The sequence below is a fragment of the Nocardioides sp. genome (genome assembly GCF_035576065.1).
Taxonomy (GTDB): Bacteria; Actinomycetota; Actinomycetes; order Propionibacteriales; family Nocardioidaceae; genus Nocardioides.
Genome location: NZ_DATLWX010000045.1, coordinates 25,780 through 47,340 on the forward strand (window position 1 = coordinate 25,780; position 21,561 = coordinate 47,340).

At 70.9% G+C, this 21,561-nt stretch carries 19 protein-coding genes; 7 read left to right on the forward strand and 12 right to left on the reverse strand.

Annotated elements, in window-relative coordinates; all coding sequences use genetic code 11:
• The first annotated feature begins 37 nt into the window (after positions 1–37).
• The 3 genes from VNJ48_RS20480 to VNJ48_RS20490 are packed head-to-tail and all read left to right on the forward strand — an operon-like array spanning position 38 to position 2,181.
• Complete coding sequence (locus VNJ48_RS20480; protein WP_325605592.1) at positions 38–211, forward strand: hypothetical protein; 174 nt, start codon at positions 38–40, stop codon at positions 209–211.
• The gene (locus VNJ48_RS20485; RefSeq protein ID WP_325605594.1) at positions 208–1,437 is read left to right on the forward strand and encodes a hypothetical protein; all 1,230 of its coding nucleotides are present in this window, start codon (positions 208–210) and stop codon (positions 1,435–1,437) included. Before VNJ48_RS20480 ends, VNJ48_RS20485 begins: the two co-directional genes overlap by 4 nt.
• A 51-nt stretch (positions 1,438–1,488) precedes the next feature.
• Positions 1,489–2,181, forward strand: a complete 693-nt coding sequence (locus VNJ48_RS20490) for an EcsC family protein (RefSeq protein ID WP_325605596.1) — start codon at positions 1,489–1,491, stop codon at positions 2,179–2,181.
• 15 nt (positions 2,182–2,196) lie between these two features.
• On the opposite strand, the gene VNJ48_RS20495 is transcribed toward VNJ48_RS20490, so the two are convergent.
• The 9 genes from VNJ48_RS20495 to VNJ48_RS20535 all read right to left on the reverse strand — a co-directional run bounded on the left by VNJ48_RS20495 (position 2,197) and on the right by VNJ48_RS20535 (position 12,867).
• Positions 2,197–3,402: a hypothetical protein gene (locus VNJ48_RS20495; protein WP_325605598.1), complete on the reverse strand. Its 1,206-nt coding sequence runs from the start codon at positions 3,400–3,402 to the stop codon at positions 2,197–2,199.
• Entirely contained in the window at positions 3,399–4,574 is a 1,176-nt protein-coding gene (locus tag VNJ48_RS20500; RefSeq protein ID WP_325605600.1) for a hypothetical protein, read from the reverse strand. Before VNJ48_RS20500 ends, VNJ48_RS20495 begins: the two co-directional genes overlap by 4 nt.
• Before the next feature lie 16 nt (positions 4,575–4,590).
• Complete coding sequence (locus tag VNJ48_RS20505) at positions 4,591–5,679, reverse strand: hypothetical protein (protein ID WP_325605602.1); 1,089 nt, start codon at positions 5,677–5,679, stop codon at positions 4,591–4,593.
• Between the two features lie 4 nt (positions 5,680–5,683).
• The gene (locus VNJ48_RS20510) at positions 5,684–6,571 is read right to left on the reverse strand and encodes a hydroxymethylglutaryl-CoA lyase (protein WP_325605604.1); all 888 of its coding nucleotides are present in this window, start codon (positions 6,569–6,571) and stop codon (positions 5,684–5,686) included.
• Positions 6,564–8,495 (reverse strand): biotin carboxylase N-terminal domain-containing protein, encoded by a 1,932-nt coding sequence (locus VNJ48_RS20515; protein ID WP_325605606.1) that lies wholly within the window; start codon positions 8,493–8,495, stop codon positions 6,564–6,566. The genes VNJ48_RS20510 and VNJ48_RS20515 overlap by 8 nt, the downstream gene beginning before the upstream one ends.
• A gap of 50 nt (positions 8,496–8,545) precedes the next feature.
• Positions 8,546–10,081, reverse strand: a complete 1,536-nt coding sequence (locus VNJ48_RS20520; RefSeq protein WP_414689973.1) for a carboxyl transferase domain-containing protein — start codon at positions 10,079–10,081, stop codon at positions 8,546–8,548.
• Positions 10,082–10,162: 81 nt separating this feature from the next.
• A complete protein-coding gene (locus VNJ48_RS20525) occupies positions 10,163–10,825 on the reverse strand; it encodes a hypothetical protein (RefSeq protein WP_325605610.1) in 663 nt (220 codons plus the stop codon).
• A gap of 147 nt (positions 10,826–10,972) precedes the next feature.
• On the reverse strand, positions 10,973–12,148 hold the full coding sequence (locus tag VNJ48_RS20530; protein ID WP_325605612.1) for a sensor histidine kinase: 1,176 nt from the start codon (positions 12,146–12,148) through the stop codon (positions 10,973–10,975).
• Entirely contained in the window at positions 12,145–12,867 is a 723-nt protein-coding gene (locus tag VNJ48_RS20535; RefSeq protein WP_325605614.1) for a response regulator transcription factor, read from the reverse strand. The genes VNJ48_RS20530 and VNJ48_RS20535 overlap by 4 nt, the downstream gene beginning before the upstream one ends.
• A gap of 92 nt (positions 12,868–12,959) precedes the next feature.
• Between VNJ48_RS20535 and VNJ48_RS20540 the strand changes: the two genes are divergently transcribed.
• Positions 12,960–13,526, forward strand: a complete 567-nt coding sequence (locus VNJ48_RS20540) for a TetR/AcrR family transcriptional regulator (protein WP_325605616.1) — start codon at positions 12,960–12,962, stop codon at positions 13,524–13,526.
• Positions 13,523–14,038, forward strand: a complete 516-nt coding sequence (locus VNJ48_RS20545) for a ferritin (RefSeq protein ID WP_325605618.1) — start codon at positions 13,523–13,525, stop codon at positions 14,036–14,038. The genes VNJ48_RS20540 and VNJ48_RS20545 overlap by 4 nt, the downstream gene beginning before the upstream one ends.
• A 24-nt stretch (positions 14,039–14,062) precedes the next feature.
• Here the strand turns inward: VNJ48_RS20545 and VNJ48_RS20550 are convergent, their stop codons facing one another.
• Positions 14,063–14,770, reverse strand: coding sequence for an SWIM zinc finger family protein (locus tag VNJ48_RS20550; protein WP_325605620.1), 708 nt, complete (start codon positions 14,768–14,770; stop codon positions 14,063–14,065).
• Positions 14,770–17,517 (reverse strand): DEAD/DEAH box helicase, encoded by a 2,748-nt coding sequence (locus tag VNJ48_RS20555; protein ID WP_325605622.1) that lies wholly within the window; start codon positions 17,515–17,517, stop codon positions 14,770–14,772. Before VNJ48_RS20555 ends, VNJ48_RS20550 begins: the two co-directional genes overlap by 1 nt.
• A gap of 110 nt (positions 17,518–17,627) precedes the next feature.
• Between VNJ48_RS20555 and VNJ48_RS20560 the strand changes: the two genes are divergently transcribed.
• Both VNJ48_RS20560 and VNJ48_RS20565 read left to right on the forward strand, forming a co-directional pair.
• On the forward strand, positions 17,628–18,116 hold the full coding sequence (locus tag VNJ48_RS20560; protein ID WP_325605624.1) for a glutathione peroxidase: 489 nt from the start codon (positions 17,628–17,630) through the stop codon (positions 18,114–18,116).
• 10 nt (positions 18,117–18,126) lie between these two features.
• Positions 18,127–19,317 (forward strand): dipeptidase, encoded by a 1,191-nt coding sequence (locus VNJ48_RS20565; RefSeq protein WP_325605626.1) that lies wholly within the window; start codon positions 18,127–18,129, stop codon positions 19,315–19,317.
• Between the two features lie 17 nt (positions 19,318–19,334).
• Here VNJ48_RS20565 and VNJ48_RS20570 read toward each other — a convergent pair whose 3' ends face one another.
• The gene (locus tag VNJ48_RS20570) at positions 19,335–21,443 is read right to left on the reverse strand and encodes a RecQ family ATP-dependent DNA helicase (protein ID WP_325605628.1); all 2,109 of its coding nucleotides are present in this window, start codon (positions 21,441–21,443) and stop codon (positions 19,335–19,337) included.
• Between the last annotated feature and the right edge of the window lie 118 nt (positions 21,444–21,561).

Consider the following 21,561-nt stretch of genomic DNA (forward strand, 5'->3'; position numbering starts at 1 on the left):
GTCAGAACAGGCACACCCCGAGATCGAAGGACACAGCATGCATCGGATCGCCCTGGTCTCGCTCGCGCTTCTGGCACCCCTGTTGGCCACCCTCCCGGCCGCAGCCGCGGGAGAGACCTGCGACGGGCGGGCCGCGACGATCGTGGTGCCGCGCGAGGGGAAGTACCCGTACTTCACCGATCGTGTCACCGGCACCCGGGCGACGACGTGATCGTCGGCACCGACCTCCCGGACACGATCGACGGAGCGGGTGGCAACGACGTGATCTGCGGGCTCGAGGGCGAGGACAACCTGGCGGGGGGCGAGGGCGACGACCGACTCTTCGGCGGCCTGGACCGGACGGGGCAATGGATCGTTGAGTATTGGGCGGACGAGATCAAGCCGGGCCCCGGTGACGACTTCGTCGACCTCGGTCTCGACCCGAACGCAGGGTCCCCGGTCGTGGTCGACAAAGAGGGGAACCTGTACCACCCGACAGATGTGCTGAGCTTCGGGGACTCGGCCACTGGTGTCGATGTCGACCTCACCGGTGTGGACGGTCTCGGCCGCGCGGTCGGGGAGGGCACGGACACGATCGTGGTAGCCGGGGTGATGTCTGTGCTCGGCAGCGCCCACGACGACCGCATCACCGGTTCGCCGTACGGCGACACCATCTGGTCCGGTCGCGGGAACGACGTCCTGAGCGGTGGTGACGGGGACGACAAGCTCAATCCGGACATGGGTGCCAGCAAGTACGACGACTACCACGGTCTGGTCGACGAACGGGAGGACCGGGAGCACGTGAGCCCGGACACGGTCCATGGCGGCGCGGGCGACGACACCATCTGGTCGTGGTGGGGTCCGGTGACGCTTGTCGCGGGCGACGGGAACGACTCCGTCGTGGTCATCGACGAGCTGGACGGTCACGGCACGGCCGACGGCAGCCAGATCTCAGGTGGCAACGGGGACGACTCGATCACCGCTCTCAGCGTCCGCGGGCTGCAGGTCCGCGGCGGCGACGGCGACGACCAGATCACCCATGACGTGTTCGCCCTGGGGGAACCGACCATCACCGACGGGGGCCGCGGCGACGACCTGCTCACCCTGGGGAGCGGTACCAAGCTCGGCGTATCGGATCGGATCACCGTCGATCGACGACGGTCCCACATCCAGATCGAGCGGACGATCGCATCGATGAGCGGCTACGAGCACCACACCCTGTCCGGTCCCCGACTGAACTGGGTCTATCTCGGCACCGGCGCGAAGGATGACGTGACCCTCCGAGCCAGTCGGAGCCTGCGCGCGCAGACGTTCGGCGGCCGCGACCGGGTCGTGGGCACCAACGGCCGGGACGTCCTCGACCTGGGACCGGGTGTGGACACGGTCGCCGGCCGCGGGGGCCCGGACATCTGCCTCGACGCCGAGCGTGCGAAGAGCTGCGAGGTCCGGCGTCGCTGATGCCACCACCATCGCTGGCTGCGCGTTGACGAGGGCCTCTAGGCTGGTGCCATGAGTCTGACCGGACGAGTTGGCAAGAGCCTTGCGCCCAGGATCACCGAGCTGGCACCGGGCCTGACCACGTCCTTCGTCCGCGAGGCGCTCAACCGCGCCATCGCCGGCGTGGGTCCGCTACCGGGTGCCGCCGCCGCTGCCGACAAGCAGCTCGCGGAGCAGCACGGCGACGTCGACCGGGCGATCCACGAGGTCATCGAGAACCACGTCCGCTACGCCGGCACCCAGGGCTTCGCCACCAACGTCGGTGGACTGGTGACCGCTGCGTTCGCGATCCCCGCCAACATCACCGGCGTCACGCTGGTGCAGTGCCGGATGATCGCCGGGATCGCCCACCTGCGCGGCCACGACCTCGACGACCCGCGCGTGCGCAACGCGATCCTCACCACCCTGCTCGGTGAGGAGGTGGTGACCAGCCTGGTCCGGAAGAAGAAGCTCCCCGCCCCGCCGATGGCGCTCGCCACCGCTCCTGCCCACGACCCCAACCTCGACGCGATCATCAGCGCCGAGGTCGCGGCCGACCTCATCGCCCGGATCGCCGGCAAGCGTCTCGCGACCACCATCGGCCGACGCGTCCCGGTCGTCGGCGGGCTCGTCGGCATGGGTGCGGACGGCTACGCCACGTGGAAGATCGGGCGGTACGCCGACCGCGAGATCCTGCCGCGGCCTCGCGGCTCTGCCGCACGGTGACCCGCAGCCAGCCGGTCAGCGCCGGCGCAGGAGCCGGTAGGCCCTGAGGGCTGCGCGTCCCGGCTTGTGGGTCTGCATCGCCCGGACGGTCTTCTCCGCGGGCGAGCGACGGGCGAGCTCCAGCTCGGCGCGGGTCTCGTCGAGCTCGCGCGCCAGCCGCGCCTCCGACTCCCGCAACCGGGAGCCCTCCAGCAGCAAGGCCTTGATCGCATCCAGCGAGGCGGGCAGCAGGTCCGAGGCCGGGGCGGTGTCGGGATCGGTGAAGGTCTCCGGCGGCTGGCCGATCAGGTCCGCGAGGTCGCCCACGACGTCGTAGCCACGCTTCTGGATCTCGTCGGCCCACGTGCGGGAGAGCTCCCGGACCCACTCGTGGGTGGCGGGTGGGAGGCCCAGCCTGGCGGACTCCGTGCGGCGGGACAGCGTCTGGTGGGCGAGCAGCTCGCGCACCAGGGGGCGGTAGTCGGGCGGGGCGACCACCGAGGTGACGCGCTTGTTGATCAGCCGGAGGAGAGCGGTCTCGGGCACCCCGAGCGAGGGGTTGGCGCGCTCCGGAGTCAGGTCGAGGTCGATCCCGTCCAGACCGAAGGTGCCACTGAAGCGACGCCACAGCTCGTCGGGCGCTGCTCCGGGCCTCGGGACGGTGACCAGGTGCACCTGTTCGGGCGGCAGGATCGCGCCCCAGCGATCCAGGATGTCGGGGATCTCCTGCGCACCCCAGAACCACGAGCCGATCCGGGTGTCGCGTCCGGGATCGCGGATCATCTCGAGGAAGTGGGCGTAGGAGACGAGGCTGCGGTGCTTGACGTTCTCCTGCCATTCGGCCGGGACCTGACGGACCAGGTCGCGCACCGAGAGGATCAGGTGCACCTCGACTCCCTCGCCGAAGGAGGTCAGCGCCCGATCGATCTGGGTCGGCGAGGCGGTCGACAGGATCTCGTGGCTGATGATCGAGGTGTGCGGCCAGTCCCTGACCTCGGCGGCAAGGCGGTCCCACGCGCCCACGGCTTCGGTCTCGAGGCCACCCCAGGTCAGGCGCATCAGGTCCAGCGCGGCCAGGAAGTGCCCGTCGAACCGGTCGGCCGGGTAGAGGATGCCGTGCTCGCGCAGCAGGTCACGGTTGCGGAACAGCACGTCCTGGAGATAGGAGGTGCCGGTCTTGGGCGTGCCGACGTGGAGCAGCACGCGCCGTACGCCCGTCTTCGAGGCCACCGTGCTCGTCACTCCGACCCCTCCGTCTTCTCCGTCGTCTTCCAGGACTGATCCACCAGCATCCGCACAGCCAGCTCCAGCACCAGCTCACCCGACGCGACGGTCGGCTCCCCGCCACGAGGGACCGCTCCCCCCGCACCGGACGATTCGCGCGGCAGGATCGAGTCGGGATCTCCGACGACAGGGTAGCCAGCGCGTCGGAGCTGCCGGGCCATGCGGTGCGCGGCGGCACTCACCCAGGCGCGGTGCTCGTCGGGCAGGGCCACCGGCGGGGTGCGGGTCGCCGGCATCCGCGGCAGCAGCGTCTGGGTCATCAGCGCGGCCCGGACCTCGGTCGGGACGAGGAGGCCGATGACGGTGGCGATCCGGCGCGCGAGCTCGGAGGCGTCGCCCCCGGGCCTCGTAGGTGGCGGGATGCGGCGTACGTGCAGGAGCTCGGGCAGGGCAGCGGGGTCGAGCACCACGCGGACGCCCGGGTGCGCCGCCAGCTGGCGCGCGGCGACCGCGGGCAGGTCGATGCGCGGTGGCAGCTCGCCCCGCTGCTGCCAGAACCGCAGCCACTCCAGCCAGGCTCCCGAGCCGCGCTCGAAGCAACGACGGCTCCACACGTCGGCCAGCATCTGGTCGAGCGGACCGCCGAGCACCAGGACCGCGGCGCCCTTCCGGGCGGGTGGCCGGCGACCCACGACGTGGGCGCGGAGGTGCGCTGCCTCCAGCGGGTTGCCGACGACGCGGACGTCCCGGCGCCACGACCTCGGCAGCTGCCGAGCCGGCCCGGGCACGCCGAGGGCCACGACGTCTTCGGCCAGGACACTGGTCGCGACGCGGATCAGCTCGTCGGCCGGCAGCACGCTCGGGTCGACCGGGAGTGGTCCGTACGCCGACGGGCCGACGCCCACGAGGGACAGGTCCGGCTTGCCGCGGCCGGGTGCCGCAGCGGTCAGCACCCGGTCGGCGAGTCGAGTGCTGAGGTGGTCCCTTCCACGCTGGGGCCAATCACTCGAATCGGCGATGTTGAGCCGCCTCAGCAGCTCGAGCTGCTGGGCACCGGGCAGCACCCGGGCAGTCGGCACGCCGTCGCCGGTCCACGAGTGCCACGGGGTGGTGCCGCCACCGCGTAGGTGCGCGACCCAGCCCCACGCGCGGGCAGCACCCGGCGAGGCGTCTGTGTGGTGAACGCTCAAGGCGAGCCGCGCCCGGCTAGCGCTCGCGCAGTCGACGCGCCTGCTGCCGCAGCTTGCGGGGCAGGTCGTCGGTGGGCGTGCGCTCGGCAGCCTCGCGGGTCATCATCGTGAGGGCATCGAGGGCGGCGCCGAGCTGCAGCTTCGGGCTCACCCGGTCCGGGTCGCGCCAGGGCTTGGCCGGGTCGGGGCGGATCGGGCGCAGGTCCTCCACGTCACCGATCACGTCCACGCCGCTGGCCTTGATCCAGTCGACCCACAGCTGCCCCTGCGCCTCGGCGAAGTCGAAGCGGTCCGGCGGCAGGCGCACCGGGAACGAGTCGCGGGCAACCAGCACCTCCTGGGCCAGCAGCTCTCGGATGAGCCCGTCGTAGGTCGCGTCGCGCCACATCGGCAGCTCGAGGCGACGGTTGAGGCGGCGTACGAGCTGGGTCTCGGCGATCCCGAGGGAGCGGTTGGACCGCTCCGAGTCGAGTGGCGCCCAGGCCGGGTCGATGCCGAAGGCGAGGCAGAAGCGGAGCCACAGCTCGTTGCCGGTGGGGCCCCGGTCGTGCGGGACGGTGACGACGTGCACGCGCTCGGGCGGGAGCTTTGCTCCCCAGTTGTCCAGCACCGTCGGCAGATCCATGGCGCTGCGGAACCACGTCTGGCCGCGCTCGACCTTGGTGAGGAAGCGCTGGAAGGTCCACTTGCGACCCTGCTTGATGCTCTCCTGCCAGGCCGCCGGGAGCTGGCGCCCGAGGTCGCGGGCCGAGTAGACGACATGGACCTCGCTGTCGGAGAGGTCGTTGAGCACGCGCGCGATCGTGTCGGGCTTGGCCGGAGCGAGGATCTCGTGGCTGATGATGACCGCGCCCCGCGCGCGCCGGACGCGCTTGACCATCGTGTCCCAGGAGCCCTTGGCGTGGCCGGGACTGCCACCCCAGTCCTGGTCCAGCAGGTCGAGGGCGGCGCGGAAGTGGAAGAGGTCGGCGTCGACGAACCGGTTCTTCGTCGGGATCGTCACCCCGTGCGCGGCCAGCGACGCCTGGTTGAGCATCAGGCGGTCCTGGAGGTAGGTGGTCCCGGTCTTCGGAGCGCCGATGTGGAGATACACGACGCGGCTCATGGGCTCATCCTGCCAGCGCGCGCACCACGGCGCTCGGACTGGGCCGTCCGAGGTGCTCGGCCATCCACACGCTGGTGGCGACGACGGCGTCCAGGTCGACGCCCGTCTCGATGCCGAGTCCGCGCAGCATCCACACGAGGTCCTCGGTGGCGAGGTTGCCGGTGGCGCTCTTCGCGTAGGGGCAGCCGCCCAGCCCGCCGGCGCTCGCGTCGAAGGTGGTGATCCCGGCCTGCAGTGCGGAGTAGGCGTTGGCGAGGGCCTGGCCGTACGTGTCGTGGAAGTGCATCGCCAGGTCGTCGAGCCGCATCCCGGCGTTGGTGAAGGCGGCGATCAGGCCCTTGACCTGGCCGGCCGTGCCGACGCCGATCGTGTCCCCGAGGCTGAGCTCGCTGGCGCCGAGATCGAAGAGTCGCTTGCCGACGCCGACGACCTGGTCGACGGGCACGGCACCCTCCCACGGATCGCCGAAGCACATGGAGACATAGGCACGGACGTCGAGCCCGGCAGCCCGGGCGCGAGCCACCGTCGGCTCGAACATCGCGAACTGCTCGTCGAGGGACCGGTTGAGGTTCTTCTGCGCAAAGGTCTCGGTGGCGCTGCCGAAGATGGCGATGTGCCGGACGCCCAGCTCGAGGGCACGGTCGAGCCCGCGCTCGTTGGGGACCAGGACCGGCAGGTCGCGGCCGGCGTCACCCAGGGCAGCCATCACGTCCGCCGCGTCGGCGAGCTGGGGCACCCACTTCGGGTGCACGAAGCTGGTGGCCTCGACGGTGGGGAGACCGGCGGCCACCAGTCGCTGGATGAACTCGACCTTCACCTCAGTGGCGATCACGCCCTTCTCGTTCTGCAGGCCGTCCCGCGGACCGACCTCGTAGATCGTGACCTCACTCATCGCGGGCCTCCACCACGATGAGGGTCGCCCCGAGGGCGACCTGCTGGCCGGCGCTCACGCCGATCTCGGTCACGGTCCCGGCAAAGGGCGCCTTGAGCGCCAGCTCCATCTTCATCGCCTCCATGGCCCCCAACGTCTCACCCTCCGCCACCTGCTGCCCCACGCTGACAAGCACGTCGAGCACGGTGCCGGGCATGGGCGCGACGAGGGTGCCGTCGCCGGCCGCCGGCCCGTGGTCGGCAAAGGCGTCGGGACGCTCGAAGACGAAGCGCTGGCCCTGGTAGGCGACCTCGATGCTGTGGGCCTGGGCGTTGACGACCGCCAGCTCGTCGCGACCGTCGATCGTGAGTACGACGACGTGGTCGGCCAGCGTCCGTTCGCGCACCGCGCTGGAGTCGACCGTGCTGGCGGCCGCGTCGACCTCGAGCTCGTGGACCCGACCGGCGTGCTCGAGTGCGACCAGTGTCGGTGCCTTCGGGCCGGCCGAACGCCAGCCGTCGGGCGCGAAGGGGTCGCCCGCACCTGCCGCCGCGAACCTCGGACCGGTGAGCGCTGCCGCCACCCAGGCCGCCAACGTCAGTGGCACCAGCGCCGACGGCGGGGCCACCTCAGCGTGGTCGAGCCACGCGGTGTCGATGGTCGCGTCACGGAACTCGTCGCGAGCGGCCAGGGCACGCACGAAACCGGTGTTGGTGGTGAGGCCGAGGACGCCCGTGCGGTCGAGCGCGTCGATCAACCGGGCCCGCGCGGCCTCGCGGTCTTCGCCCCAGGCGATCACCTTGCCCAGCATCGGGTCGAAGCTGGTGCTGACGACCTGCCCGGACTCGAGAGCGTGATCGACCCGAGCCGCGTCGCTCCACCGCACCAGCTCCGCCCGCCCAGCCTGGGGCAGGAAGCCGCCGAAGGAGTCCTCGGCATAGATGCGGGCCTCGATCGCATGGCCCTCGACGGTGACGTCGTCCTGGCCGAACGACAGTGGCTGGCCGGCGGCCACGAGCAGCTGCTGCTCCACGAGGTCGAGACGCTCGCCGCGTACGCGGACGACCTCCTCGGTCACGGGGTGCTCGACCTGGAGTCGGGTGTTCATCTCCAGGAAGTACACCTCGCCCGTGTCACTGTCGAGCAGGAACTCCACCGTGCCGGCGTTGGTGTAGTCGACGGCGCGGGCCAGGGCCACGGCGCTGGTGGTGACCAGCTCGCGCTGGGCCGGGCTGATGGTGGGGGCCGGCGCCTCCTCGAGCACCTTCTGGTGCCGGCGCTGGGTCGAGCAGTCGCGCTCGAAGAGGTGCACCACGTTGCCGTGGTGGTCGGCGAGGACCTGCACCTCGATGTGGCGGCCGTGCTCGACGTACTTCTCGATCAGGATCGTGTCGTCACCGAAGGCGCTCAGGGCTTCGCGCTTCGCGGCGGCCAAGGACGGCTCGAGCTCGTCGAGGGCGCGGACGATCCGCATCCCCTTGCCGCCGCCCCCGGCGGCGGCCTTGACCAGCACCGGGAAGGCGAAGGTCGCGGGGTCCGCGTCGTTCGCGTAGGAGGGCACGACCGGGACGCCGGCGGCCACCGCGATCTCTCGGGCCGCGTCCTTCTTGCCCATCGCGTCCATCACGGCGGCGCTGGGACCGACGAGGGTCACGGTCTCGGTGCCCTCGATCTCGCGGGCGAAGGAAGACCGCTCGGAGAGGAAGCCGTAGCCGGGGTGGATGAGCCGCGCGCCCCGGTCGTCGGCGGCCTTGACGATCTCCTCGATGCCGAGATAGCTCGAGACCTCCACCGCATCGTCGGCTGCGCGCACGTGGGGCGCGTCGCGGTCCGCCGCGGTGAAGACCGCGACGGTGCGCAGGCCCATGGTCCGGGCGGTGCGCATGACGCGCAGCGCGATCTCGCCGCGGTTGGCGACCAGAACTGCGTCGAATGGCTGCGCCATGCTGCTCCTCGTTCCGTGGAGCCGAAGCTCCTGCGTCGCTGGCTCCACGGCTACATCCGGAAGATGCCGTAGTTGGGAGCCGGGACCGGGGCGTGCGCGGCGACCGCGAGCCCCATTCCCAGCACCCGACGGGTGTCCGCCGGGTCGATGACGCCGTCGTCCCAGAGCCTTGCCGTGGAGTAGTACGGCGAGCCCTGGGTCTCGTAAGTTCTGCGGATCGGGGCCTTGAAGGCCTCGACCTGCTCCTCGCCCTCGAGGTCGGTGCGGACCTCGGCGAGCACGCTGGCGGCCTGTTCACCGCCCATCACCGAGATGCGGGCGTTGGGCCACATCCACAGGAACCGCGGGTCGTAGGCCCGTCCGCACATCCCGTAGTTGCCGGCGCCGAAGGAGCCGCCGATGACCACGGTGAACTTCGGCACCACGCTGCACGCGACGGCCGTCACGAGCTTGGCGCCGTCGCGGGCGATGCCGCGGTTCTCGTACTCCCGCCCGACCATGAAGCCGGTGATGTTCTGGAGGAAGACCAGCGGGTTGCCGCGCTGGTTGCACAGCTCGATGAAGTGCGCGCCCTTGAGGGCGGACTCGCTGAAGAGGATCCCGTTGTTGGCGATGATCCCCACGTCGTAGCCGTGGATCTTGGCGAAGCAGGTCACCAGGGTCTCGCCGTAGAGCTTCTTGAACTCGTGCATCCGGCTGCCGTCGACGATCCGGCGGATCACCTCGCGGACGTCGTACGGCGTGCGCGTGTCGGTCGGCACCACGTCGTAGAGCGACTCAGGGGGCTGGTGCGGCTCCTCGACGGCACCCGGCGGCCGGCCGTGCGTCTGGGTCGGGAGCGTGGCAACGATGCTGCGCACGATCCGCAGGGCGTGCGCGTCGTCGTCGGCGAGGTGGTCGACCACGCCGGACGTGCGGGCATGGACGTCGCCACCGCCGAGGTCCTCCGCCGAGACGATCTCGCCGGTGGCTGCTTTCACCAGGGGTGGCCCGCCGAGGAAGATCGTGCCTTGGTTCTTGACGATCACGCTCTCGTCGCTCATCGCGGGGACGTAGGCGCCGCCCGCCGTGCACGAGCCCATGACGCTGGCGATCTGGGGGATCCCGCGGCCGCTCAGGTTGGCCTGGTTGAAGAAGATCCGGCCGAAGTGCTCGCGGTCGGGGAAGACGTCGTCCTGCATCGGCAGGAACGCACCGCCCGAGTCGACGAGGTAGACGCAGGGCAGGTGGTTGTCGCTGGCGATCGTCTGGGCTCGGAGGTGCTTCTTGACGGTCAGGGGGTAGTAGGTCCCGCCCTTGACCGTGGCGTCGTTGGCGACGACCACGACTTCGCGGCCCTCCACCCGGCCGATGCCGGTCACGATGCCGGCCGCCGGCACGGCGTTGTCCTGGCCGGGGGCGCCGTACATCCCGGTCGCTGCCAACGGGCTCAGCTCGAGGAACGGGCTGCCCGGGTCGAGCAGGCGGTCGACCCGGTCGCGGACCAGCAGCTTGCCCCGCGCCGTGTGCTTGGCCCGCGCGCTCTCCGAGCCGCCCTGCCTCACGAGCGCGAGTCGTTCGCGCAGGTCCGCAACCAGCTCCGTCATCTCTGCCATGCCCAGCAGGTTAGTGACTGTTAACCCATGACGCCAGCCCGCCGACCTGGCAGCGCGCGTGCCGTCGGTCGCTCAGCTTCCCGACTCGTCGGGCAGTGGCCCGCCGTCCTCGCACGGCCCGCCGAGGCCTCCGCGCCAGCAAGGGATCTGTTCGCCTGCGTCCACCGCTGCTTGGCTGGTGGTGAGGCCCAGCCGCTGGTCGGTGACGATCTCCTCGAGAAGCTCGACCGGGAAGCGGAGCTCCATGTCGCGCGGGTCCTTCGTGATCGTCTCGGCCGCGTTGTACGCGTAGACCACCTCGTCCTCTCGCAGCATCACCACTGCGAGGAATCCGCCGTCCTCCTCGGGCTCCTCGAGCTGCCACACCACCACCAGCTCACCGCCCTCGACCTGCCGGCGCTCGCACCCGTCGGTGTGCTCGCCGCACGGGTCCTCCTCGAGGGTGGGGCTGACCACCACGCGCAGCAGCCCGCCGTCCGACTCGCCGGTCGGGTCGTAGCGCAGGTCGGCCCCGACCATGCCGTCCGGATCCTCCTTGTCGGTGGACGTCGTGAACACGTGTGGCGTGTGAGGCACGTGCTCGAGGGTGACCGCGGCGATCGCCTTCGACGTGATCGGGACGTCGCCACTTCCCGGAGACAGGGAGTCCGACCCGGTGCCCGGGTCGTCGCCGCAAGCGGCCAGGGCCCCGAGAAAGGCGAGCTGGAGCACGACCTGCGCCACGCGACGTTTCACGCGGGCGACTGTGCCACGTCGTCGCCGCCACGACACCGCAGTGCCTGGGCGGACGTCGCCCCCCGCGCGACGTCCACCTGTGTTGCTGACGAGTGGAAGTCAACGGCACCGGCGCCGGCTGGGCAGTAGTGCCAGCACCACTGTTTGTCAGCCGAAGGTGCCGCGCACGGTCGTGCCGCGACCCTGGACGGAGACGACCTCCAAGCGACCGCCAGCCGCGGCCAACCGCGCCTGCATTCCGAGCAGGCCACCGGAGGCCTGTCGCACGTGCACGTCGAATCCCGCACCGTCGTCGATCACCTCGAAGCGAAGCTGGCGCTCGGCGCTGAGGTGCACCCTGACCTCAGGGGCCCCGGAGTGCTTCACGGCATTCTGCAGCGCCTCGAGGATGCAGAAGTAGACGGCCGCCTCGACCGCCTCGTCATATCTCGGGATGTCGTCGGCGTCGACGGTGCAGGAGATGGCACACCGACGGGCAGCCGCACGCAGCGCCGGCGGCAGCCCTCGCTCGGCCAGCAGCGGAGGGTAGATGCCTTGGGCGAGCTCGCGCAGCTCCTGGAGCGCATCGTGGTTGTGGCGTACGACGGCAGCAACGACCTCAGCCGCCTCGCTGGTGCGACCCTCGGCGAGCAGCGAGCGTAACCGTCCGAGCTCGACGCTCATCAGGACGAGCCGGTTCTGGGCACCGTCGTGCAGGTCCCGCTCGAGGCCACGCCGGGTCGCGTCGGCCACGCTGACGATCTGGGAGCGCGACTCCCGCAGCGCGTCCGCCTGCTCGGCCAGGCGTCGGTTGTTCTCCCGGATGGCCATGGCCAGCACCGCGATGATGAAGGGCAGCGCGACCGCACTCGAGATGGCGGCCGCGATGGGCGCGATGAGCTCCGCGTCGGGTCGCCGCAGCTCGGCGACCGCCACGGTTGCGGACCCGACGAGCAGAGTGATGACCAGAACGGCCCGAATCACTCGCGGTCCCACGTGGGCGAGCGCTGCGGTGAGCGGGACGAACTGCGCCGTGACCGCTATCGGTGCCAGGAAGGGCGAGCTCCAGACGGCGCCGAGACCGAAGACCGCCGAGGATGCCACCATCGCCCACACCGCCGCGGTGGCGCCGCGGTTCCTGGCGAGGGGGATCCCCACCAGGATGATGATCAACGCCACCGACATCACGCCGATGTCGGCCTCCACCATCGGGCTGCGGAGCCCGACGGCATACGCGATCGTCAGCGCGACGAGCGCCGAGAAGAGGCCGAGCAGGTTGGCCAGGTAGTAGCGCTGCAGTCGCGGGTCGAGCGAGTCAGCCCAGCCGAGGACCAGGCTCTTCACGTCGCCCGCTGCGCCACCGGGGTGGCGCTGCCGGTGCCGGTGGAGCTGAGGAAGACGAGAGCGGCGGCGACCCGGCGGTTGACCGACTCGTCGCCGGGCAGGTCCAGCTTGGAGAGGATGGAGTTGATGTGCTTCTCCACCGCCCGCGGCGTGACGAAGAGCCCGTCGGCGATCGCCTGGTTGGACATGCCCTGGGCGACGTGCGAGAGCACGTCGAGCTCACGGGGCGTGAGCCGGTCGAGCGGCCCGGCCCGGCGCCTGCTGGCCCGCAGCAACGCCTCGACCACCGTCTCGTCGATGACCGACCCGCCCTCGGCGACGGTGTGCAGCGCGCGCACGAGCTCGTCCGCGTCGGCCACCCGTTCCTTGAGGAGGTAGCCGCGCCCGGCACTGCCCTCCTCGGTGAGGTCCAGGGCGTACTCCACGTCGGCATACTGCGTCAGCACCAGCACAGCGAGCTCCGGGCGCGTGGTGCGGAGCCGACGGGCAGCCTGGATCCCCTCGTCACTGAAACCCGGCGGCATCCGCACGTCGGTGAGCAGGACGTCGGGATGCACGTCATCGACGACGCGCAGCAGCTCATCGAGGGAGGTCGCGGTGCCGACGACGCTGATCTCGGGGAACCGCTCGAGCAGCGCGAGCACGCCGGCCCTGACGAGATCGCCGTCCTCGGCGAGCACCACACGCAGCGGCCGGGCAGGGGTCGTCTCGGCGCTCATGGGGTGAGGTTATCGAGCCACGGGCCACGCCACAGTGGTGCTGGCCCCCCTGTTCGGAGCCGCCTCCGGTTAGCGGGGGTTAACCTGAGTCCGTGTCCCGGCGCCAGCAGATCCTCGACATCGCGGCCGGCCTCTTCGCCCAGAGGGGCTTCCACGGCGTCTCCGTCGCCGAGCTGGGCGCCGCCTGCGGCATCTCCGGTCCGGCCCTCTACAAGCACTTCGCCAGCAAGGACGCGATGCTGGCCGAGATGTTGGTGTCCATCAGCGAGCGGTTGCTGGCCGAGGGCACGGCCCGGGCAGGAGCGGCCGCAGACCCGAGGGCTGCCATCGAGGCGCTCGTCGAGTGGCACATCGAGTTCTCGCTGTCGCACCGCGCGCTCATCGTCGTCCAGGACCGCGACTGGTCCTCCCTGCCCGATGAGGCTCGCGAGCGGGTCCGCAGCCTGCAGCGCGACTACGTCGAGGTGTGGGCGCGCGAGCTGCGGGGCGTCCACCCCCACCTGACCGCGGAACGCGCGCGGGCCATGGCCCACGCCGCCTTCGGCCTGCTCAACTCGACCCCGCACAGCGGCCTGGTCCCGGACGACGAGATGCACGATCTCCTGCGCTCGATGGCGCTCGGTGCGCTGCTCGAGGAGCCGATAGGCTCGACCGCATGAAGCTCAGTGCCACCCTCGAGGAAGCCTTCAACGCCCAGATCACCCTGGAGTTCCAGGCGTCCCTCGTCTATCGCCAGCTGGCCATCGAGCTCGAGCTCATGGACCTGCCCGGGATGGCGACGTGGCTGCGCCACCAGGCCGACGAGGAGATCGTCCACGCCAACAAGTTCATCGATCACGTCGCCGACCGTGACAACCACCCGGCCATCGGCGCCACCACCGCCCCTGCCGTGCGCGTGACCTCGGTGCTCGACGCGTTCGCCGCGGCGCTTGCCCACGAGGAGAAGGTCTCGGAGTCGATCCGCAACCTCTACCGCATCTCTGAGCGGGAGGGCGACCTCGACTCCCGGCCGCTGCTGAACTGGTTCCTCGAGGAGCAGGTCGAGGAGGAGGCCACCGTCAAGGAGATCGTCGGTCGTGTCCGGATGATCAACGAGGACGGCCCGGGCCTCCTGCGGCTCGACGAAGAGCTCGGCTCCCGTCCGCTGGCCACGACGGAAGCCAAGGCCTGAGGCGCGACGTTGGGAGGGCCTGGCTCAGGCTCGCTCGCCGCCCGACTCCAACAACGTGAGCTCGCGGGCCGCGCGCAGGGCGGCCTCCTCGGCGATCGCCAGATCATCGACAGGGTCATCGATCTCGTCCGGCTCGCCGGACTCCTGCTCACCGGTGGTGCCGGCAGCGCTCCGGTGCGTCCGGCTCAGGGCGTGCAGCCTGGCCAGGATGTCGTCTCGCCCGAGGCCGCGGAGCTGGATCAGCACGAAGGGGTCGCGCTGGATCAACCAGGCCAGCTGCGTCAGGACGGCCAGCGCATGCGGGCAAGGGTCGAGCCAGCGCTCGCACGTGCAGGCGGACCCGAGCTCGCCGCCGTACGGCAACAGCTCGACGCCGGCTTCCTCCACCGACTCCACGAGCGGGTGTGGCAGGTCGCCGGCCATGAGTGCACCGATCCGTCCCGCCTCCGCGGCGATGAGCTCGACCAGCACGGACTGGTCGTCGGCCGAGAGCACCGGCACGGTCCCGGTGACGGTGAAGACGTCGTCGCGGTCGAAGACCGCCGCCACGAACGTGCCCTCACCGACCGTGATGGCGCCGACGCCACCCGAGCGGGCGTGCGCCCGCCCGAGCTTGAGCTCGGCAGTCGAGAACGCAGCCTCCTCCACTGCCCGGAGGAACGCCTTGCTCCACCAGGTGCCGCCGACTCCTCCACGTCTCGGCGCGACGCGCGGATGGGTGACGGCTGCCATCAGCTGTCACCGGCCTCTGGCGACTTGCGCAGGGTCACGAGGTCGCGCAGCGCGTCGTTGCTGAGCTCCGTCAGCGCGGTCTCGCCCTGCGCCAGGACCGAGTCGGCCAAGGCCTTCTTGCGGGTCAGCAGCTCGGCGATCTTCTCCTCGATCGTGCCCTGGGTGATGAAGCGGTGCACCTGCACCGGCTTGGTCTGGCCGATGCGGTAGGCACGGTCGGTCGCCTGGTCCTCGACGGCGGGGTTCCACCAGCGGTCGACGTGGATGACGTGGTCGGCTCGCGTCAGGTTGAGCCCGGTCCCGCCTGCCTTCAGGGAGAGCAGGAAGACTGGCGCTGCGCCCTCCTGGAAGCGCGCCACCATGCGCTCGCGCTCGGGCACGGGGGTGCCGCCGTGGAGGAACTGGTGGGTGACCCCGGCCTTGGTGAGGTGCTGCTCGAGCAGACGGGCCATGGCCACGTATTGCGTGAAGAGCAGCACCGCGCCGTCCTCGGCGAGGACCGTGCCGATGAGCTCGTCGAGCAGGTCGAGCTTCTCCGAGCGCCCCGTGAGCCTGGGGTTGGTCTGCTTGAGGAAGTGGGCCGGGTGGTTGCAGATCTGCTTGAGCCCGGTGAGCAGCTTGAGCACCAGCCCGCGGCGTGTGTCCTCATCAGCCTCCTCGATGCGCCGCATGCAGTCGCGGACGTAGGTCTCGTAGAGCACGACCTGCTCACGGGTCAGGCCGAGGAGGTGATCGGTCTCGGTCTTGGGCGGCAGCTCCGGCGCGATGCCCGGGTCTGACTTGCGGCGCCGCAGCAGGAACGGGCCGATGAGCTCGGCGAACTGTCGTGTCTTCCCCGAATCGACGCCCGCCTCGATCGGTGCCGCCCACACCTTGCGGAAGGCGTTGCGGCTGCCCAGCAGGCCGGGGATCGCCCAGTCGAGGATCGCCCAGAGCTCGGTCAGGTTGTTCTCGACCGGCGTGCCGGTCAGGGCCACGCGCGCCCTGCTGGGGATCGTCCGGAGCGCCCTCGACGTGGAGGACTGCGCGTTCTTCACGTGCTGTGCCTCGTCGGCGACCACGAGGTCCCAGGCGATCTCGGCGAGCGCCGCGGCGTCACGGCGCATGGTCCCGTAGGTCGTGAGCACGAAACCCTCGTCGCCCGTGGTCGCGGTGAGGCTGCGCGCGGACCCGTGGAAGCGGCGTACGGCGACGCCAGGCGCGAAGCGACGGATCTCGGCCTCCCAGTTGCCGAGCAGCGAGGCGGGACAGACCACGAGCGTGGGGCCGCTGGTCCCGACGGTCGAGGCACGGTGCAGGTGCAGGGCGATGACCTGCACCGTCTTCCCGAGTCCCATGTCGTCGGCGAGGCAGGCGCCGAGACCGAGGTCGGTGAGCTCGGTCAGCCACGTGAGACCTTGGCGCTGGTAGTCGCGCAGGGTGGCGGCGAGGCCGGGCGGCACGTCGACGGGTGGGCGGGTCCCAGCGGCCAGGAGCCGGTCGCGCACCTTCAGCAGCGAGGCGCCGACGACGGCCTCGTGCTGGACGTCCTCGATCTGGACGACGTTGGTCAAGGTTGCCGCGAGTGCGGCGGCGGGCTGGACCGTGCGGATCATCCGGCGCTTGGCCCGCTTGAGCATCGATGGGTCGACGACGGTCCAGTTGTCGCGGATCTTGATGATCGGCGAGACGGCGCCGGCCAGCTGATCCATCTCGTCCTCGGTCAACGAGTCGCCGTGGAGCGCCAGCTGCCATTGGAAGCCGAAGAGGGCATCGGGTCCGAACAAACCGGTCTGGAGCGCCTCCTCACGCTTCCCCGCGTCCTTGCGAGCCTCGGTGAGCTCGACCTTCGCGGTGAGGTCGCGGTCGAGGTGGCGTGGCCACAGCACGTCGACGCCGGCGTGGGTGAGCGCCGCGACACCGGAGTCGAGCAGGCTGACGAGCTCGTCGGTGTCGAGGGTCAGCTCGTCGGGGACCCGAAGCTCGAGGAAGCGCTCGAGGACCGGCCAGGCGTCGGCGGCGGCACGCAGCGCGATGCTGGCGTGGGTGCGGGCCCGATCGCCGAAGCCGTGGCTGGCCTCGGGGCCCGACTCGGTCCACAGGATCGCTGCGTCACAGACGTGGGCGGCATTCTCCGAGGCATGCACCTGGAGCACGACCCGGACTGCACCGGCGACGAGCTCCTCCTCGTCGGCCTCGATCCGCAACGCGATGGTGACCAGCTGCGGACGATCGTCGCTCGAGCGCGCCCGGGCGCGGGCCACTCGTTCTTGGAGACGGCGGGTGAAGTCGGGGTCCACGGCGTGCCTGGCCGCGCCGGCACCGGCACCGGCACCACCGGCGATCGGCGGACGGCGCGTGGCGATCGGCGCCGCGCGCGGCATCGCGTCGACCACGGCGTCGAGCACGGCGCGCACGATGCCCTCCGCCGTCGCCGCGTCCAGCCCGGCGTGCGCTCGGACAGCGGCCAGTCGGGTGATGCGTTCTTCGTCGTCTCGGTCCAGTGCGTCGACCTGCCAGGCCAGGCCGCTCGGGGCGGGACCGAACTTCCCCGCCGCCACGAGCCGCATCCCGAGCAACGCCGCCCCGCTGAGCAGTGCGACGCTCGGGTGCAGGTCGTCGCGCGAGTGGGCGGCGGTGAGCACCGGCAGGGCGCCACGGATGGGCAGCGAAACGGTGCGCCGGTCGTCGGAGAACTCCACGAGGCCGTCCCTCGGCGGCTCGCCAGCGCGGAAGCTCGCGGGTCCGGTCACCGGGACAAAGCTCACGCACTACCTCCACCGTCACCGACCCGCGCCCGGACGACACCTGCGGGCACAAAGGAGGCTAACGCGCCGCACCGACAGCGAGTTCCCGAGCGGTTGTTAGCGTTCGGGCCATGAGCATCCTCGACGCCCCCCTCGCCCGACTCGACGGCACCCCAGGCAGCCTGCGAGACCTCACCGGTGGCCGGCCGGCGCTGCTGGTCAACGTTGCCAGCAAGTGCGGCCTGACCCCGCAGTACGCCGAGCTGGAGAAGCTCCACGAGGAGCTCGAACCCCGCGGCTTCACTGTCGTCGGCGTCCCGTGCAACCAGTTCGGCGGCCAGGAGCCGGGCAGCACCGAGGAGATCGCAGAGTTCTGCTCCGCGACCTACGGCGTCACCTTCCCGATGAGCGAGAAGGTCGAGGTCAACGGGGAGGCCCGCCACGAGATCTACCAGCATCTGGTCCAGGCGCCCAACGAGTCGGGCGAGGCCGGCGACGTGCAGTGGAACTTCGAGAAGTTCCTGATCGACGCTGACGGCGCCGTCGTCGCCCGCTTCAACCCGGGCATCGAGCCGCAGGACCCGCAGGTCCGCGCCCAGATCGAGCCGCTGCTCGCCTAGAGTCCACGCCGTGGACCTCACCGCACTGCTGGCCGGGAGCCCGGTCATCGACGGCCACAACGACCTGCTCTGGACGGCTCGGGTCGCGACCGGCTACGACTTCGAGCGACTCGACGTCGGTACAGATCTCTCGGCTGACCTCACCACGGGCAGCACCCCCACCCACACCGACCTGCCCCGGATGCGCGTCGGTGGTGTGGGCGCACAGTTCTGGTCCGTCTACGTGCCGACCCGGCTCACCGGCGACGACGCGGTGAGCGCAACGCTCGAGCAGGTCGATGCGGCGTACAACCTCACCCAGCGGCATCCCGACCAGCTGGCGATGGCACGGACCGCCGACGACGTCGAAGCGGCGTGGGCCAACGGCCGGATGGCGTCGTTGATGGGGGCCGAGGGCGGACACTCGATCAACTGCTCCCTCGGCACTCTCCGCCAGCTGCACGCGCTCGGCGTCCGCTACCTCACGCTGACCCACAACGCGAACACACCCTGGGCCGACTCGGCGACCGACGCTCCCGTCGCCGGGGGGCTCACCCGCTTCGGACGCGAGGTCGTCCGGGAGATGAACAGGCTCGGCATGATGGTCGACCTCTCCCACGTCTCGGCCGACACGATGCGCGACGCCCTGGCAGTGACCGAAGTGCCCGCGATCTTCAGCCACAGCTCGGCGCGCGCAGTGACCGACAGCCCACGCAACGCGCCCGACGACGTGCTCGAGTCACTGCGCGACCAGGGCGGGATCTGCATGGTCACGTTCGTGCCCAGGTTCGTCAACCAGGCGTGCGCCGACTGGCATCGCAGCGCTCTCGAGGCCGCCTCTGTCGAGGGCATCACCGAGGCCGACGGCGCGCGCTTCACGCCCTTCTACGAGTCCTACCGCGCGGCTCACCCGGAGCCGCCGGCTGACCTGACCGACGTCGTCGCCCACTGCGAGCACGTCCGCGAGGTGGCCGGGATCGACCATGTCGGCCTCGGTGGCGACTACGACGGCGTCGAGATGCTGCCCCGCGGCCTGGAGGATGTCAGCCGCTATCCCGCGCTCCTCGGCGCACTCGCCGAGGCAGGGTGGTCGGAGTCGGACCTCGCGCGGCTGACCTGTCGCAACATCCTGCGGGTCATGCGGGCGGTCGAGAACGGCGCCCGCGAGATCCAACAGCGTCGCGGACCCAGCCTGGCTCGCATGGAGGACCTCGACGGCTGACCGTCGCCCGGCGCCGGTCAGGTCTGGGTGCCGAGAGCGAGGGGGAGTACGCCGCTGGCGCCGGCCCGGCGCAGGGCGACGCCGGCCATCGTCATGGTCCAGCCACTGACGACGAGGTCATCGACCAGCAGCACCGGTCCGGCCGGGACATCGGCCTCCAGCCGGTATCTGCGGTGGATCGCCGACACCCGCTGAGCCGAGTTGGCAGCGCCCTGTGCGGGGGCGACGGAGGCGTCCACGATGGCGAACCGGCCGACGATCGGGAGCTTCATCACCCGGGACAGCCCGGTCGCCAGGTCCCCGACCAGCTGGGGCCGTCGCGACGACTCGATCCCGACGATCGCCACGGGTCGCTCCTGCCAGGCGGCCGACCAGTCCTTCATCACCGCCATCAGCGCAGCGGTCAGCGAGGCCGGGACGGGGCCGTCCTCGACCCCAACCTTGAACAGCGCACGCAGAGCCTGCCCGTGACCGAGGTCGGTGAGCCGGGCGATCGCCCGACCCTCGGTGGGGCCGTCGGCGATCTTGCCCTTGAGGTCGAGCCCGAGGTTGACCAACGCCGACGGCCACATCTTGCGCGGCTCCAGGGCCACTCCCGGGCGCGAGAGTGCCGCCCCGGCCTCGGCAACTGCTGCGTCCGACACCGCCGCCGACAAGGTGATCCCGCCGCAGTTGTCACACCGGCCGCAGTCGACCGCCTCCGGGTCGTCCAGCTGCGCGCGAAGGAACCGCATCCGGCACTCTCCTGAGTCGAGGTAGGTCAGCATCGCGTCCTGCTCCCGCTGCCGGGCCTCAGCCACCCGCGCATAGCGGTCAGCGTCGTAGGACCAGGGCTCACCGGTGGAGATCCATCCCCCCTGCACGCGACGGACCGCGCCGTCGACGTCGAGCACCTTGAGCAGCGTCTCCAGCCGGTTGCGGCTCAGCTCGACGTAGGACTCGAGCGCCACCGTGCTCATAGCCCCGGGTGACCGCCCGAGCACCTCGAGCGTCTGGCGGACGAGCTGCTCGGGCGGGAAGGCCAACGAGGCGAAGTAGGCCCAGATGTCGCGGTCCTCGAGCTGCGGCAGGAGCACCACGGTGGCGTCGTCCGTGCCACGCCCGGCGCGACCGACCTGTTGGTAGTAGGCCACCGGCGACTGCGGAGCCCCGAGGTTGATGACGAACCCGAGGGAGGCGTCGAAACCCATCCCCAACGCAGAGGTGGCGACCAGCGCCTTGACCCGGCCCTCAACCAACGCCCCCTCGAGGGCTTGCCGCTCGGTGGTGTCGGTCTGCCCGGAGTAGGCCGCGACCTCGTGTCCCCGGTCGCGCAGATAGGCGGCGACCTCCTGGGTCGCCGCGACGGTCAGGCAGTAGATGATGCCGGAGCCCGGCTGCTCCGCGAGGTGGTCGGCCAGCCAGGCCAGCCGCATCTCGGCGGTCTTGAGCCGGACGACCCCGAGCCGCAGTGACTCGCGATCGAGCGATCCGCGCAGCACCAGGACGTCGCGGCCCAGCTGCTCCGCCACGTCGGCGGTGACCCTCGCATTGGCGGTGGCGGTCGTGGCGAGCACCGGGATGCCCGTCGGCAGGGTGTCGAGCAGAGTGCGGATGCGGCGGTAGTCGGGCCTGAAGTCGTGGCCCCAGTCGGAGATGCAGTGGGCCTCGTCGACCACCAGCAGTCCGCACGTGGCCGCGAGACGCGGCATCACCTCGTCGCGGAAGCCGGGGTTGTTGAGACGCTCCGGCGACACCAACAACACGTCGACCTCGCCTGAGTTGATGGCGTCGTTGATCGGCTGCCACTGCTCGATGTTGGTCGAGTTGATGGTCACCGCTCGGATCCCGGCGCGCTCGGCAGCGGCGATCTGGTTGCGCATCAGGGCGAGGAGCGGGGAGACGATGACGGTGGGACCCGCGCCACGGGCACGCAGCAGCAGGGTCGCCACGAAGTAGACCGCCGACTTGCCCCAGCCCGTGCGCTGGACCACCAGCGACCGGCGAGCATCGACGGCCAGTGCCTCGATCGCGGACCATTGGTCGTCGCGCAGGACCGCGTCGTCCCGGCCCACGAGGGCACGCAGATGCGCCTCGGCATCGGTCCGCGCCTGGCGTCGTACGTCGTCGCTCACTGCGGTCACCATGGTCCCTGTCTACCAAGACCGTCCGACTCGGGGATCGGCCCGTCCACAAGCGCTGGTCCAGACCACACGTACACATGCCCCGGTGCTCACCTAGCCTGCGACGAGGTCCAAGGGGGCC

Bases quoted from the DNA above. Each gene is read 5' to 3' on its own strand.
- VNJ48_RS20505 (WP_325605602.1), bottom strand. From the start codon at position 5,679: ATGAGCCGCGTCGTGTATCTCCACATCGGCGCTCCGAAGACCGGGACC.
- VNJ48_RS20535 (WP_325605614.1), bottom strand. From the start codon at position 12,867: ATGAGCGCCGAGACGACCCCTGCCCGGCCGCTGCGTGTGGTGCTCGCC.
- VNJ48_RS20515 (WP_325605606.1), bottom strand. From the start codon at position 8,495: ATGGCGCAGCCATTCGACGCAGTTCTGGTCGCCAACCGCGGCGAGATC.
- VNJ48_RS20520 (WP_414689973.1), bottom strand. From the start codon at position 10,081: ATGACGGAGCTGGTTGCGGACCTGCGCGAACGACTCGCGCTCGTGAGG.
- VNJ48_RS20560 (WP_325605624.1), top strand. From the start codon at position 17,628: ATGAGCATCCTCGACGCCCCCCTCGCCCGACTCGACGGCACCCCAGGC.
- VNJ48_RS20545 (WP_325605618.1), top strand. From the start codon at position 13,523: ATGAAGCTCAGTGCCACCCTCGAGGAAGCCTTCAACGCCCAGATCACC.
- VNJ48_RS20550 (WP_325605620.1), bottom strand. From the start codon at position 14,770: ATGGCAGCCGTCACCCATCCGCGCGTCGCGCCGAGACGTGGAGGAGTC.
- VNJ48_RS20490 (WP_325605596.1), top strand. From the start codon at position 1,489: ATGAGTCTGACCGGACGAGTTGGCAAGAGCCTTGCGCCCAGGATCACC.
- VNJ48_RS20510 (WP_325605604.1), bottom strand. From the start codon at position 6,571: ATGAGTGAGGTCACGATCTACGAGGTCGGTCCGCGGGACGGCCTGCAG.
- VNJ48_RS20570 (WP_325605628.1), bottom strand. From the start codon at position 21,443: ATGGTGACCGCAGTGAGCGACGACGTACGACGCCAGGCGCGGACCGAT.
- VNJ48_RS20480 (WP_325605592.1), top strand. From the start codon at position 38: ATGCATCGGATCGCCCTGGTCTCGCTCGCGCTTCTGGCACCCCTGTTG.